This is a genomic window from uncultured Halomonas sp. (genome assembly GCF_947501415.1).
In the GTDB taxonomy this organism is placed as follows: domain Bacteria; phylum Pseudomonadota; class Gammaproteobacteria; order Pseudomonadales; family Halomonadaceae; genus Halomonas.
In genome coordinates this window covers 223,916-236,756 of record NZ_CANMVL010000009.1, presented here as the reverse complement: position 1 = coordinate 236,756, position 12,841 = coordinate 223,916, and the positions used below count along the sequence as shown (strand labels likewise).

Sequence of the window (12,841 nt, the reverse complement as noted above, 5' to 3'; positions counted from 1 at the left end):
CGAAAATTAGGCGTGACGAGAAGTAGCAGCGGCGTCCCTAGCGACTAGCGGGAGGAGAGATATGGAGGAGCGTCAGCAGCACGGCAGCCAGAGGGCCCGAGGGGTCAGGCGAACCGTGGCCCGAACCCTCTTCGCCCTGGCCGGCATGTTCGCCTTCGCCTTCGCCCTGGTGCCTCTCTATGACGTCTTCTGCGAGGTGACGGGGCTCAATGGCAAGGTGGATACCCAGGGCCAGGCACTGGTCGCGGAGGAGGTCGACCAGAGCCGCGCGGTAACCGTGCAGTTCGTGACGCGCACCAGTGCCGGCCTGCCATGGAACCTCGAAGTGGAGACGCGTCAGATTCGCGTGCACCCCGGGCAGAGTGCCGAGGTCGGGTTCGCCTTCCACAACACGGCAGACAGCGCCGTCTGGGGGCGGGCCGTACCCAGCGTGACGCCGGCCCGCGCCAACCTGCATCTGCGCAAGCTGGCGTGCTTCTGTTTCGAGGAGCAGCGCCTGCAGGCGGGGGAGCGGATCGAGCTACCCCTGATCTTCCAGCTGACCCGGGATCTGCCTGCCGACGTCAATACCGTAACCCTGGTCTATACCCTGTATCCGGTTGACCGTGATGAAGCAGCGCTTCAGGCACGCGCGAGCGGCGACATAGGAGGTGAGGCATGAGTGGTGGCAGCTACTACGTTCCCCCAACCAGCAAGTGGCCGGTCCTCGGCTCGCTGGCGCTGGGTCTGATGTTGATCGGTTTCGGGATGATCCTGGTACACGGAATGAACGGCATCATGATGGCGGTCGGCTTCGTGGCGCTCCTGACCGTGATGGGGTTGTGGTTTCGCGACGTGATCAAGGAGTCGCGCGGGGGGCTCTACGATGATCAGATGGATCGCTCCTTCCGCCAGGGCATGGCCTGGTTCATCTTCTCCGAGGTGATGTTCTTCGCCGCCTTCTTCGGTGCGCTCTTCTATGTGCGTACCTTTGCGCTGCCGTGGCTGGACGGAGAGGGCGCCAAGGGGGTGGCGGCCCTGCTGTGGCCGGAGTTTACCGCCAGCTGGCCGTTGATGGAGCCGCCCGGCGATGTGGCGGGGCCGCGGGAGGTGTTGAGCCCCTGGCAGCTGCCGTTGGTGAATACCCTGATCCTGGTGGGGTCCAGCATCACGCTGACCGTGGCCCACGAGGGGTTGAAGGAGGGCATGCGCGAGACCACGCGCAACTGGCTGCTGGTGACCGTGCTGCTGGGCCTGAGCTTTATCATCATTCAGGGGGTCGAGTACTACGAGGCCTATCACCACTACGGGATTACCCTGGAGACGGGCATCTATGGTTCGACCTTCTTCCTGCTGACCGGCTTCCATGGGGCCCACGTGATCATCGGGGCCACCATCCTGGCGGTGATGCTGCTGCGGATCCTGCGTGGTCACTTCGCCGCCGAGAATCACTTCGGCTTCGAGGCGGCCTGCTGGTACTGGCACTTCGTGGATGTGGTTTGGGTCGGCCTCTTCCTGTTCGTCTATGTTTTCTGACCCTAGCTTTCTGAAAGCCGTCTTCCGAGCCTCTGAGGCTATGTCCTTAAGACTGTTGCGATTGTCGGGATTCAGCCGAGATTGCCCGCGTAGAAGCCATAGAAGAGCAGGGCCAGCAGGATGGCGGCGAGGGCGACCCGCAACTTGAGGGAGACCAGCAGCCGCCGTGAGGCGGCGTCGTCACGCAGCAGGAAGCCGGCACCGGCGGCGAGGCTGGTCACCATAGCCAGGAACACCAGGGCAATCAGGATCTTGAGCAGCATGGCGCACTCCTTGGATATGAAGGTTTCCCAGCATGCCCGCCCGGGACGGTGGCGGCAACGCCTGTGGTGGACGCTCTGGTCCCTGCTGGTCGTGCTGGGGGTGGCGCTGGGGGCGTGGCAGTGGGAGCGTGGCGAGCAGAAACGTGCCTACCTGGCGCAGCTGGAGGCGGCACCAGCGCTTACCGACCCCAGAGAGGCTCCCCCCGAGGGTAGCCGGCTGACGCTGTCCGGCGAATACCTGGCCGACAAGACCCTGTTTCTGGATAACCGCACCCACGAGGGGCGCCTGGGGGTGGCACCCCTGACGCCGTTGCGCGGCGATGATGGTCGCGTCTGGCTGATGCAGCGTGGTTTTCTGGAGACCGGCACCAGTCGTTCCGACCCCGAAGTGGCGACACCCAAAGGGCGGGTCACCCTGCGTGGCCGCTGGCAGGCGGCAGGGGATGGCGCCCCGCTGTTCGGACCCAATCGAGAGGGCGCCAGGCTTCAGCGCATCGAACTCGATGCCTGGCCGCTCGACTTCGCCCACGCCGGCTGGCTGCACCTTGAGGAGGGGGCCGGTGTGCTGCCCCGCTGGTGGTCACCGAGCGTCATGCCCCCGAGTCGCCATGTCGGTTATGCCGTGCAGTGGTGGGGACTGGCTCTGGCGGCGCTGGTGGTGATGGTGCTCGGTGGCCGGCGCATGGGGCGGCATCCCGATGAGATACTCACGGAGGATCGATCATGACGATGGCCCATGCCACCCCCTATGGACGGCTCAAGCTGGCGGCGCTGCTGCTGTTTCTCTCGCTGCCGGTGCTGGTCGCCACGGTGATGGCGCTATGGCGTATCGGCATTCCCGAGGGGCGCACCGCGCATGGCGAGCTGGCGCCTGGGGTGCCGGTGCTGGCCGAGTGGCCGCTGACCACGCCGATGGCACCCGCGGTCTCCGGCGACTGGGTCCTGGCATTCGACTGCGGCGAGCGCTGTAACGAGCTCAGCGATCAGTGGTGGCGCCTGCATCGCGCACTGGGCAGCGACGCGCCGAGGGTCAGCCGGCTTCGCGTGGGCGGCATTGACGATGCACTGCCGGGTGCGGTGGTGGGGCAGTGGGCCGAGCGCCCCGCCTGGCTCGAGTCGGACCGGTTATGGGTGATCGATCCGCGGGGTCAGGTGGTGCTCGGTTATGAACCCGAGGCGGACCCCTATGCGGTCAAGGCAGACCTGGGGCGCCTGTTGCGCATGAACCCGGAGGCACCCTGGCAGGTTGGCCAGGAAATGGCGGGGCGCTGAGCCCATATGGCAAGGGAGGGTTGGCGATGCATGCAGCACGTCGGCGGTTGGCACTGCTCAAGGCGTTGAGTCTGGCGGGTGTGGTGTTCACGGTGGGGGTGATACTGCTGGGGGCCTGGACGCGCCTGGTGGATGCCGGCCTGGGTTGCCCGGACTGGCCGGGCTGCTACGGCGCCCTGGTGGTGCCCGACGAAGGGCAGGCGCTGGCGCATAGTCCGGACTCGCCCCTGGAGAGCGCCAAGGCCTGGATGGAGATGGTCCATCGCTATGTGGCCTCCGCCCTGGGCCTGCTGGTGATTGCCCTGGTGGTGCTGGGCTGGCCACTCAGGCGCCATGCCGACTATCCCTGGCGGCTTTCCCTGGGTCTGCTTGGGCTGATCATGGTGCAGGGGGCGTTCGGTGCCTTCACCGTGACGCTGAAGCTGTGGCCTCAGGTGGTGACGCTGCATCTGCTCGGCGGGCTTGGTGTGATGCTGGTGTTTCTGTGGCTGCATCTGCGCCTGCGTCGCTGTGCCAGTGGGAATCTGACCTTGGGAGGTGTGGCGCCGCCCCCTCGTCGTCTCACCCCGCTATGGGGACTGGCCGCGGTACTGCTGGTGATTCAGCTGGCCCTGGGGGGCTGGGTCTCGAGCAACTATGCCGGCATCGCCTGCCAGGGCTTCCCTACCTGTAACTCCCAGTGGTGGCCGGCCCTGGACTGGAGCGAGGGGTTTCATCTGACTCAGAGCGTCGGCCCTAACTACCTGCATGGTCAGCTGCATGCCGAGGCACGTAGCGCCATCCAGGTGGGGCACCGTCTGGGCGCGCTGGCGCTGGGTCTCGCCATTCTGGGACTGTGGGTCGGCTACCGACGCGAGAGGGCGATGCGTGGTCCCCTGCTGGCGCTGGTGCTGACCTACGCCGTGCAGTTTTCCCTGGGTGTCGCCAATGTACTGCTGTGGTTGCCGCTATGGCTGGCGCTGCTGCATACCGCGGGGGCCGTGGGGCTGGTCGTGAGCCTCGCGCTGGCGGCCTGGCGGTGGCGCTCTCTCGAACCATCCCCGCACAGATCACAACCCATAACGCAGCAGAAGAAGGAGTGGGTCCATGTCTGATTCACTGACCACCGAGATCCGCGTCTCCGAGCTCGCATCCCCTTCGCTGAGCGGTTGGGGCTGGCGGGACCTGGTTACCCTGTGCAAGCCACGCGTGGTGCTGGTGATGCTGGTGTGTGCCCTTGTCGGCATGGCGCTGGCGCGGCCGGTGTTGCCGTCGCTTGGGGTCGTCTTCTTCGGCCTGGCAGGCATCGGCCTGACCGCCTGTGGTGCGGCCGCTTTCAACCATGTGGTCGACAGGCGACTCGATGCCATGATGCTGCGCACCTCGCGGCGACCGCTCGCCACCCGACGCATGCCCGGCAGCATTGCCCTGGCCTGGGCCACGCTGCTGTCGCTGGTCGGCCTCGGGCTGCTGGTGTGGCAGGTCAATGGGTTGACGGCCTGGCTGACCCTGGGGTCACTGATCGGCTATGCGCTGGTCTACACGACCTTCCTCAAGCATGCCACGCCCCAGAATATCGTGATCGGTGGGCTGGCCGGTGCCGCACCACCGCTGCTTGGCTGGACGTCAGTCACCGGCCAGGTGGGGCCCGAGCCACTGCTGCTGGTGTTGATCATCTTCGCCTGGACGCCACCGCACTTCTGGGCGCTGGCGTTGCACAAGCGTGATGAGTACGCCCGTGCCGGGGTGCCGATGCTGCCCGTGACCCACGGCGTGGCCTTCACCCGCCTGCAGGTATGGCTCTATGGCTGGCTGACCGTGGCAGTGACGCTGTTGCCGTTCGTGATCGGCATGAGTGGTGCGGTCTATCTGGTCGGGGTGATGGCGCTCAATGCGCGCTTCATGTTCTGGAACTACCGCGTCTGGCGGGGGCAGGACCCCAGGGCACCGCTGGCCGCCTTCTGGTTCTCGATTCGCTATATCCTGGGGCTGTTCGGCGTGCTGCTGCTGGACCACTACGCTCAGGCCTGGACGCTGTGGCTGGCGCCGGCGATCCAATAAGTGGGGAATGACGCCGACGGAAGGCGCAGCCCGTGATACGACACGGCCCGGCAATTGCCGGGCCGTGTCGTGTTGGTCTGGAGCCTGTTTGTCAGATCAGGTTTATCAATGCAGGGTTACCAGAACAGGACGACCAGCAGGTAGGCCATCACGGTGACCACCACGCTGCCGGCCAGGTTCAGGGCGAAGCCGGCTCGGATCATCGACTGAATCTTCATATGCCCGGTGCCGAAGACGATGGCATTGGGTGGCGTGGCCACCGGCATCATGAAGGCACAGCTGGCGGCGATGGCGGCCGGCACGGTGACCAGCAGCGGCGAGATATCCAGCGATAGTGCCAGGGCGCCCAGCAGCGGCAGGAAGGCGGCGGCGGTGGCGGTGTTGGAGGTCACCTCGGTCAGGAAGATGATCACCAGCACCACGATGCCGATCATGGCCAGCAGTGGCAGGGTACCGAAGATGCCCAGCTGGCCGGCGATCCACTCCGCCAGGCCGGTCCGGGTGATGGTGCCGGCCAGGGCCAGGCCGCCTCCAAACAGCAGCAGGATGCCCCAGGGCACCTGCTGGGCATCACCCCAGGCCAGGAGACGTTCGCGGGACTGCCCCCCGCTCGGGATCAAAAACAGCGCAATACCAGCCGCGATGGCGATGCCGGTGTCGGTCAACCAGGGCAGCCCGACGTCGTTGAGCAGCGGGCGTGCCACCCAGGCGATGGCGGCCAGAGAGAACAGCACCGCCACGCGCCGCTCGGCGGAGGACATCGGGCCGAGGTTGGCCAGCTCGGTATCGATCAGCTCGGCACTCTGGTTTGCCGCATCGAGCTTGAAACCGCGTCGCGTCAGCCACCACCAGGCCGCCACCATCATGGTGATGCTGATCGGCAGGCCCACCAGCATCCACTGAGCGAAGCCCAGGTCGATGCCGCGGTCCTCGGCCAGGTAGCCGGCCAGTAGCGCATTGGGTGGCGTGCCGATCAGGGTGGCGACACCGCCGATGCTGGCCGAGTAGGCGATGGCCAGCAGCAGGGCGGTCGCGTAACGGCTCAGCTCCTCGGGATCGTTGTCTTCGAGCAGGCTGATCACCGACATGCCGATGGGCAACATCATGATCGAGGTGGCGGTATTCGACACCCACATGCTGAGGAAACCGGTGGCGACCATGAAACCGGCGATCTGTCGACGTGGCTGGTGCCCCACCAGCTTGAGCACGTGCAGGGCGAGGCGGCGATGCAAATCCCAGCGCTGCATGGCGATGCCGAGCAGGAAGCCGCCCAGAAACAGGTAGATGATCGGGTTGGCGTAGCTGGCGGTCGCCTCGCCCATGCTGCCCAGCCCCAGTGCGGGTACCAGCACCATGGGGAGCAGCGAGGTGGCAGGAATCGGGATCGCCTCGGTAGACCACCAGGCGGCCATCCACAGCGCCATGCCGACACAGGCCCAGGCCGCCGGTGGCATCTCCGCGGGCGGCGGTAACAGCAGGGTGAGGAGCAGCAGGGCGGGGCCAAGCCACAGGCCGATCCTGGCGGCGAGTGCGGGCGGTGCCGGTGCCCTGGGCGAGCTGGAGTGATCAGGCATGGCGGGTTCCATTACCGGGGTGAGTGCATCGAAGGGGTGAGTGCCTGACAATGAGGCGGCCGCATTGTACTCAAGAATCCTATACCGCGTCAGGGGCATGCCCTGGCGGGCTTCGGGTCGAGGAACGTTGGGGTCGCGGCCTGCAAGGGGGTAGAATTGTACGCTCACTTTCTGTCATGCCATGGTGATACTCGATGAGCTCCACCACCGCCCTGATTCTTGCCGGCCTAGCCCTGGTGATCATCGCCGGCCTCGGTGCCTATGCCTTCACCCTGTGGCGCGAGGTTCGACGGCGGCGGGCCATGCAGCAGGACGAGCTGCGTCGGGCCCATGAAAACTGTCTTGAGAACCTGGAACTGGTGGCCTCGGCACTGCTGCAGGAGCAGGTGGATATCACCGAGGGCGCCTGGCGTTGCAAGGTGCTGCTCGAGATCCTCGACTCACGGCTGTTGGAGCGTGAAAGCTTTCGCCCCTTCGGTGAGGTTCATGCGCGGACTCGCCACCTTCATACGCATGAAGCACGCAAGGCGCTGACCCCCAAGGAGCGCTTCAAGGAAGACAAGGAGCGCTTTGCGGTCGAAGAGGAGCATCGCGATGCCGTCCTCGAGGCCGCCCGGGCCGCGCTGGTGTTTCGGCGCGACTGGCCGGCCAGCCTGCATTGAGGATCAGGCACTCAAGGGTGCTTTATCGAACACTGTGCGATGCCGCCAGGATTTGCTAGTCTATCCCTAGACGATTGAACAAGTTGCCGAGCTGCTGCAAGCTTGGCGGCGTGCCGAGAACGTCTTGTCACGAGTGACAGACGTCTTCGGCATGGGTGTTGCGACAAAGATCGCAGCGCCTGATCGTCGGGATCATCTGGGAGGCGGCAAGCGGTTGCCTACCCTGGAGCGAAAAAAAGCAAAGAGAAGGAGTTTCACATGAAGAAGTCCACGACTGGCTTGCTGCTCGGTTCTGCTCTGGTGGTCGGCCTTTCCGGCTGCGCCACTTCAAACAGTACTACCTCTGTCGACAAGCCCTGGTACCAGCACCCGATGGTGTGCGGCCTGGCCGGTGGTGTCATCGGCGGTGGTATCGGCTATGCCACCAGCAGCGAGTCCGATGAGGATGACGGTGCCGCCATTGGCGGGACCGCTGGTGCCACCATTGGTGCCATGCTGTGTGCCGACACGCCGGAGCCGGTGGCCGAGCCCGCGCCGATGCCCGAGCCCGAGCCCGAGCCCGTGTTCGAGCCGGTGACCCTGCAGAGCGATGTGACCTTTGCCTTCGACTCCGCCGAGCTGCGCCCGGGCGCTGCTTCCGAGCTGAACAAGGTCGCCCGCACCCTCAATGATAACCCCGAGGTGCGCGTGACCATCGCCGGTCACACTGATGCGGTTGGTACCAATGAGTACAACCTGGGCCTCTCCAAGGACCGCGCTGACTCCGTCGCCAGCTACCTGTCGAGCCAGGGCGTTGCCGGTAACCGCATGCGCACCGTGGGTTACGGTGAAGAGCGCCCGGTTGCCACCAACGAGACCGACGCTGGCCGTGCCAAGAACCGTCGCGTGGAGATCATGAGCCAGTAAGTCCGGGTTCATGTTCACGGCGAGCTTCGGCTCGCCTGCAGGGGCGCCTCAGGGCGCCCCTGTTGCGTCGGTACTGTGGCGCCATAACAGTGGCGCCATAAGTGGTGCTTTGTTATCGTGGCGCGTCATCCGGCCCGGCACCGTCTCGCCTGGAGTAGCTCTTCTCCAATCATGGCGATGGCCGGGTTCCGGCTGACAAGTACCTTTTCACTCTTTGTTCACTGCGACATGTGGTCTTTCGTATGGGCCACCACTGCGCGAAAGGACCCCCTTCATGCCAATCGTGACCCTGCCTGACGGCAGCCAGAGACGCTTCGATGCCCCGCTGAGCGTGATGCAACTGGCCGAGGACATCGGCCCCGGACTCGCCAAGGCCTGTGTGGCCGGAAAGATCGACGGAGTGCCGGTGGACGCCGCCGATATCATCGATCGTGATGCCGAGGTGGCGATCCTCACCGCCAAGGACCCCGAGGGTCTGGAGGTGGTGCGTCACTCCTGTGCCCACCTGATCGGTCATGCCGTCAAGCAGCTCTATCCCGATGCGAAGATGGCCATTGGCCCGGTCATTGATGATGGCTTCTACTACGATATCGACTTTGGCCGCTCGGCGACTCCCGAGGACCTCGAGGCCATCGAACAGCGCATGAAGGCGCTGATCGACAAGGGCTATGATGTGGTTCGCGAGTATGTCGATCGCGATAAGGCAATGCTTGCCTTCCTGCACCGCGACGAACCCTACAAGCAGGAGATCGTGCGGGAAATTCCCGAAGGGGAGACGATTCGGCTCTATCATCATGAAGAGTATGTCGACATGTGTCGGGGGCCACATGTGCCCAATACCCGGCACCTGAAGTCATTCAAGCTGACCAAGCTGGCCGGTGCCTACTGGCGTGGCGATGCCACCAAGCCCATGCTGACGCGCATCTATGGAACCGCCTGGCCCGACAAGAAGCAGCTCAAGGCCTACCTGAAGCGCCTCGAGGAGGCGGAGAAGCGCGATCACCGCAAGCTGGCGCGCAAGATGGATCTCTTCCACCTCCAGGAAGAAGCGCCGGGGATGGTGTTCTGGCACCCCAACGGCTGGACCATGTATCAGGCGCTCGAGCAGTATATGCGTCGGGTGCAGATCGAGAATGGTTACCAGGAGATCAAGACGCCTCAGGTGGTGGATCTGTCGCTGTGGAAGAAGTCCGGTCACTGGGGACACTACAGCGAGCTGATGTTCACCACCGAGTCGGAGAAGCGCGATTACGCCATCAAGCCCATGAACTGTCCCTGCCATGTGCAGGTGTTCAATCAGGGGCTCAAGAGCTATCGGGATCTGCCGCTGCGTCTGGCGGAGTTCGGCAGCTGCCACCGCAATGAACCCTCCGGTTCCCTGCATGGTCTGATGCGGGTGCGTGGCTTCACCCAGGATGACGCCCATATCTTCTGTACGGAAAAGCAGATTCAGTCCGAGGCCGAGGCGTTTATTGCCCTGACCCTCAAGGTCTACAAGGATCTCGGCTTCGACGAGGTAGAGCTCAAGCTGTCGACGCGCCCCGATGACTTCATGGGCGAGGCAGAGCTGTGGGATCGCGCCGAGGCGGGTCTCGAGGCCGCGCTCGACTCCACCGGCCTCGAGTGGGAACTTCAGCCGGGCGAGGGCGCCTTCTACGGTCCCAAGATCGAATTCTCCCTGCGCGACTGCCTCAATCGGGTCTGGCAGTGTGGTACCCTGCAGCTCGACTTCAATTTGCCAGGACGGCTGGGTGCTCAGTTCGTCGATGAAGACGGTGCCCGCAAGACACCGGTAATGCTGCACCGTGCGATTCTCGGCTCGTTCGAACGCTTCCTGGGGATCCTGATCGAGCATCATGCCGGCGCCATGCCGCTCTGGCTGGCTCCCCAGCAGGTGGCGATCCTCAATATCACCGATTCCCAGCGTGAGTTTGTGCTGGATCTTGAGCGTCGGCTGCAGAAATTCGGCTTGCGCGTCAAGGCGGACTTGAGGAATGAGAAGATCGGCTTTAAAATCCGGGAGCATACCTTGCAGAAAGTTCCCTATCTCCTGGTGGTAGGAGATAAGGAAGTCGAAGCCGATTCGGTCGCCCTGCGTACGCGCAGTGGTGAAGATCTGGGCACCATGACGGTCGATGACCTCATGGCGCGCCTCGGAGAAGAGCTCGGTGAGAGACATTCGTCAATTGCCTAAGGAGACGGAACATCAAGCGTAGCAACCAACGTGGACGTCCTCAGGACAAGCGTCCGCCCATGAACGAGCGTATTACCGATGATCAGGTTCGCCTGATTGACAGCGACGGCGAGCAGCTGGGCATCGTGCCCACCAGCGAGGCGCTGGAGCGCGCCGAGACCGCCGGTATGGATCTCGTACAGATTTCCAATGCCGATCCGATCGTCTGCAAGATCATGGATTACGGCAAGTTTGTCTTCGAGCAGAAGAAGCAGAAGGCGGCTCAGAAGAAGAAGACAAAGCAGATTCAGGTCAAGGAAGTGAAGTTCCGGCCTGGCACCGACGAGGGCGACTATCAGGTCAAGATGAAGAACCTGACACGTTTCCTCGAAGCGGGCGACAAGGGCAAGGTCACGCTGCGTTTCCGCGGTCGTGAAATGGCGCACCAGGACATCGGTCGCAAGCTGATGGAGCGGATCGCTGCCGACCTCGAAGATCTCGGGAGTGTCGAATCCTTCCCGAAGATGGAAGGTCGTCAGATGATCATGATCATTGCGCCCAAGAAGAAGCAGTAAGCGGTACCAGCAGTACCAAAAGAAGTGATCCGGTGGCCGGTTCAACGGGCGCAAGGTGTCATGCCTTGCGTCGGCCTCGGGTTTTCTGAAGAACCTCGAGCGGAGTTATTCTCATGCCGAAGATCAAGAGCAACAGCGGCGCTGCCAAGCGCTTCAAGAAGACGGCCAACGGCTTCAAGCACAAGCAGTCGTTCCGTAGCCACATCCTGACCAAGAAGTCCACCAAGCGTAAGCGTCAACTGCGTGGCATGAAGCAGATCCACGACGCGGACAAGCCGCTCATTCAGCGGATGCTGCCCAACCTGTAAGACCCTTGGTAGACCCATTTTTCGTCAGGAGTAAGCTATGACTCGTGTCAAGCGGGGCGTCGTCGCCCGTCGCCGTCACAAGAAGATTCTCAAGCAGGCCAAGGGTTACTACGGTGCCCGGAGCCGCGTCTTTCGCGTCGCCAAGCAGGCGGTCATCAAGGCAGGCCAGTACGCCTACCGTGACCGTCGTCAGCGCAAGCGTCAGTTCCGCGCCCTGTGGATCCAGCGTATCAACGCCGGTGCTCGTCAGCATGGCCTGTCCTACAGCCGCTTCGTCGGTGGCCTGAAGAAGGCCGGAATCGAGATCGACCGCAAGGTCCTGGCTGACCTGGCCGTCAACGAGAAGGCAGCCTTCGCTGCCATCGTCGAGAAGGCCAAGGCTGCCCAGTAAGAGACAGCGTCATTTTCGGCCACCCGGCATCTGCCGGGTGGCTGTAGACGTCGCAGGGGAAGAGCAGCCGCTCTTCCCCTGTTTTTTTTAGCCCTGTGTTTTACGTATCGAATTCGGAGCGCAACGGATGGACCACCTTCCCAACCTGGTCACCGAGGCCCGCCAGGCGATCCAGGCCGCCGACAGCATCCCGGCACTGGACGAGCTGCGCGTGCGCTACCTCGGCAAGAAGGGCGAGATCACCGCGCTGCTCAAGGGGCTGGGCAAGCTGCCCGCCGCCGAGCGCCCGGCTGCCGGCGAGCGGATCAACGAGGCCAAGCAGGCTCTGGGGGCCGAGCTTGAGTCACGCAAGGCCACTCTCGAGAAGGCCGCTCTCGAGGCGCGTCTCGCCGCCGAGCGACTCGATGTGACCCTCCCCGGCCGTGGTCAGCCCAGCGGTGGCCTGCACCCGGTGACTCGCACCCTGGAGCGCATCGAGGGCCTGTTCACCCGCGTTGGCTATGACGTCGCGGTGGGCCCCGAGATCGAGGATGACTACCACAACTTCGAGGCGCTAAATATTCCCGCCCATCACCCGGCGCGGGGCATGGCCGACACCTTCTATTTCGACGCTACCCGGCTGCTGCGCACCCACACCTCGCCGGTTCAGGTGCGTACCATGAAGGAGGGCAGTCTGCCGATTCGTATCGTCTGCCCCGGGCGGGTCTACCGCAGTGACTCGGATCTCACCCATACCCCGATGTTCCACCAGGTGGAGGGACTGCTGGTGGACGAGGGGGTGAACTTCGCCGACCTCAAGGGCACGATCGAGGACTTCCTGCACGCCTTCTTCGAGCGTGATGATCTCTCGGTGCGCTTCCGCCCCTCCTACTTCCCCTTCACCGAGCCCTCCGCCGAGGTCGATATCCAGTGCGTGATGTGCGCAGGCGAGGGGTGTCGGGTGTGTGGCCATAGCGGCTGGCTGGAAGTGATGGGCTGCGGCATGGTGCACCCCGAAGTGTTCCGGCACGCCGGCATCGACAGCGAGCGCTATACCGGCTTCGCCTTCGGCATGGGAGCCGAGCGCCTGGCGATGCTGCGCTATGGGGTCAACGACCTGCGGCTGTTTTTCGACAACGACCTGCGCTTCCTGCGCCAGTTCGCCTGATCGTCCACCGGAAAC

15 protein-coding genes are annotated in these 12,841 nt (G+C 64.0%); 13 read left to right on the top strand and 2 right to left on the bottom strand.

Going from position 1 to position 12,841, the window contains the following annotated elements; translation table 11 throughout:
- Positions 1 to 61 precede the first annotated feature (61 nt).
- Together Q0894_RS07225 and Q0894_RS07220 are read left to right on the top strand one after the other, a co-directional pair.
- Positions 62 to 661, top strand: coding sequence for a cytochrome c oxidase assembly protein (locus tag Q0894_RS07225; RefSeq protein ID WP_299232991.1), 600 nt, complete (start codon positions 62 to 64; stop codon positions 659 to 661).
- Positions 658 to 1,515: a cytochrome c oxidase subunit 3 gene (locus Q0894_RS07220; RefSeq protein ID WP_299232989.1), complete on the top strand. Its 858-nt coding sequence runs from the start codon at positions 658 to 660 to the stop codon at positions 1,513 to 1,515. The genes Q0894_RS07225 and Q0894_RS07220 overlap by 4 nt, the downstream gene beginning before the upstream one ends.
- Before the next feature lie 71 nt (positions 1,516 to 1,586).
- Here Q0894_RS07220 and Q0894_RS07215 read toward each other — a convergent pair whose 3' ends face one another.
- Positions 1,587 to 1,778 carry a DUF2909 family protein gene (locus Q0894_RS07215; RefSeq protein WP_195687112.1) on the bottom strand — a complete coding sequence of 64 codons (192 nt, stop codon included), beginning with the start codon at positions 1,776 to 1,778 and terminating at the stop codon, positions 1,587 to 1,589.
- On the opposite strand from Q0894_RS07215, the gene Q0894_RS07210 reads away from it, so the two are divergent.
- The 4 genes from Q0894_RS07210 to cyoE are packed head-to-tail and all read left to right on the top strand — an operon-like array spanning position 1,777 to position 5,090.
- Positions 1,777 to 2,505: an SURF1 family protein gene (locus Q0894_RS07210; RefSeq protein ID WP_299232981.1), complete on the top strand. Its 729-nt coding sequence runs from the start codon at positions 1,777 to 1,779 to the stop codon at positions 2,503 to 2,505. The genes Q0894_RS07215 and Q0894_RS07210 overlap by 2 nt on opposite strands.
- On the top strand, positions 2,502 to 3,050 hold the full coding sequence (locus tag Q0894_RS07205) for a hypothetical protein (protein ID WP_299232979.1): 549 nt from the start codon (positions 2,502 to 2,504) through the stop codon (positions 3,048 to 3,050). Before Q0894_RS07210 ends, Q0894_RS07205 begins: the two co-directional genes overlap by 4 nt.
- Before the next feature lie 26 nt (positions 3,051 to 3,076).
- The gene (locus Q0894_RS07200) at positions 3,077 to 4,144 is read left to right on the top strand and encodes a COX15/CtaA family protein (protein WP_299232976.1); all 1,068 of its coding nucleotides are present in this window, start codon (positions 3,077 to 3,079) and stop codon (positions 4,142 to 4,144) included.
- A complete protein-coding gene (gene cyoE / locus Q0894_RS07195; RefSeq protein ID WP_299232973.1) occupies positions 4,137 to 5,090 on the top strand; it encodes a heme o synthase in 954 nt (317 codons plus the stop codon). The genes Q0894_RS07200 and cyoE overlap by 8 nt, the downstream gene beginning before the upstream one ends.
- 116 nt (positions 5,091 to 5,206) lie before the next feature.
- Here the strand turns inward: cyoE and Q0894_RS07190 are convergent, their stop codons facing one another.
- The gene (locus Q0894_RS07190; protein ID WP_299232971.1) at positions 5,207 to 6,664 is read right to left on the bottom strand and encodes a DASS family sodium-coupled anion symporter; all 1,458 of its coding nucleotides are present in this window, start codon (positions 6,662 to 6,664) and stop codon (positions 5,207 to 5,209) included.
- 194 nt (positions 6,665 to 6,858) lie between these two features.
- Here Q0894_RS07190 and Q0894_RS07185 point away from each other — a divergent pair, with 194 nt between their 5' ends.
- From Q0894_RS07185 to pheS, 7 genes are all read left to right on the top strand, one after another.
- Positions 6,859 to 7,326 carry a DUF2489 domain-containing protein gene (locus tag Q0894_RS07185; protein ID WP_299232968.1) on the top strand — a complete coding sequence of 156 codons (468 nt, stop codon included), beginning with the start codon at positions 6,859 to 6,861 and terminating at the stop codon, positions 7,324 to 7,326.
- A 258-nt stretch (positions 7,327 to 7,584) separates the two neighbouring features.
- Positions 7,585 to 8,232 (top strand): OmpA family protein, encoded by a 648-nt coding sequence (locus tag Q0894_RS07180; RefSeq protein ID WP_299232966.1) that lies wholly within the window; start codon positions 7,585 to 7,587, stop codon positions 8,230 to 8,232.
- 274 nt (positions 8,233 to 8,506) lie between these two features.
- Positions 8,507 to 10,426 carry a threonine--tRNA ligase gene (thrS, locus tag Q0894_RS07175; RefSeq protein WP_195687105.1) on the top strand — a complete coding sequence of 640 codons (1,920 nt, stop codon included), beginning with the start codon at positions 8,507 to 8,509 and terminating at the stop codon, positions 10,424 to 10,426.
- 11 nt (positions 10,427 to 10,437) lie between these two features.
- A complete protein-coding gene (gene infC, locus Q0894_RS07170) occupies positions 10,438 to 10,980 on the top strand; it encodes a translation initiation factor IF-3 (RefSeq protein WP_299233204.1) in 543 nt (180 codons plus the stop codon).
- 113 nt (positions 10,981 to 11,093) lie between these two features.
- Entirely contained in the window at positions 11,094 to 11,288 is a 195-nt protein-coding gene (gene rpmI / locus Q0894_RS07165; RefSeq protein ID WP_132041111.1) for a 50S ribosomal protein L35, read from the top strand.
- Between the two features lie 37 nt (positions 11,289 to 11,325).
- Positions 11,326 to 11,679: a 50S ribosomal protein L20 gene (gene rplT, locus Q0894_RS07160; protein ID WP_013332273.1), complete on the top strand. Its 354-nt coding sequence runs from the start codon at positions 11,326 to 11,328 to the stop codon at positions 11,677 to 11,679.
- A 127-nt stretch (positions 11,680 to 11,806) separates the two neighbouring features.
- Positions 11,807 to 12,826, top strand: coding sequence for a phenylalanine--tRNA ligase subunit alpha (gene pheS / locus Q0894_RS07155; protein WP_299232937.1), 1,020 nt, complete (start codon positions 11,807 to 11,809; stop codon positions 12,824 to 12,826).
- Positions 12,827 to 12,841 lie beyond the last annotated feature (15 nt).

What these genes read in the sequence shown, in the direction of transcription:
- Q0894_RS07225 (WP_299232991.1), top strand. Translation starts at nt 62, where the DNA reads ATGGAGGAGCGTCAGCAGCACGGCAGCCAGAGGGCCCGAGGGGTCAGG.
- Q0894_RS07220 (WP_299232989.1), top strand. Translation starts at nt 658, where the DNA reads ATGAGTGGTGGCAGCTACTACGTTCCCCCAACCAGCAAGTGGCCGGTC.
- Q0894_RS07210 (WP_299232981.1), top strand. Translation starts at nt 1,777, where the DNA reads ATGGCGCACTCCTTGGATATGAAGGTTTCCCAGCATGCCCGCCCGGGA.
- Q0894_RS07215 (WP_195687112.1), bottom strand. Translation starts at nt 1,778, where the DNA reads ATGCTGCTCAAGATCCTGATTGCCCTGGTGTTCCTGGCTATGGTGACC.
- Q0894_RS07205 (WP_299232979.1), top strand. Translation starts at nt 2,502, where the DNA reads ATGACGATGGCCCATGCCACCCCCTATGGACGGCTCAAGCTGGCGGCG.
- Q0894_RS07200 (WP_299232976.1), top strand. Translation starts at nt 3,077, where the DNA reads ATGCATGCAGCACGTCGGCGGTTGGCACTGCTCAAGGCGTTGAGTCTG.
- cyoE (WP_299232973.1), top strand. Translation starts at nt 4,137, where the DNA reads ATGTCTGATTCACTGACCACCGAGATCCGCGTCTCCGAGCTCGCATCC.
- Q0894_RS07190 (WP_299232971.1), bottom strand. Translation starts at nt 6,664, where the DNA reads ATGCCTGATCACTCCAGCTCGCCCAGGGCACCGGCACCGCCCGCACTC.
- Q0894_RS07185 (WP_299232968.1), top strand. Translation starts at nt 6,859, where the DNA reads ATGAGCTCCACCACCGCCCTGATTCTTGCCGGCCTAGCCCTGGTGATC.
- Q0894_RS07180 (WP_299232966.1), top strand. Translation starts at nt 7,585, where the DNA reads ATGAAGAAGTCCACGACTGGCTTGCTGCTCGGTTCTGCTCTGGTGGTC.
- thrS (WP_195687105.1), top strand. Translation starts at nt 8,507, where the DNA reads ATGCCAATCGTGACCCTGCCTGACGGCAGCCAGAGACGCTTCGATGCC.
- rpmI (WP_132041111.1), top strand. Translation starts at nt 11,094, where the DNA reads ATGCCGAAGATCAAGAGCAACAGCGGCGCTGCCAAGCGCTTCAAGAAG.
- rplT (WP_013332273.1), top strand. Translation starts at nt 11,326, where the DNA reads ATGACTCGTGTCAAGCGGGGCGTCGTCGCCCGTCGCCGTCACAAGAAG.
- pheS (WP_299232937.1), top strand. Translation starts at nt 11,807, where the DNA reads ATGGACCACCTTCCCAACCTGGTCACCGAGGCCCGCCAGGCGATCCAG.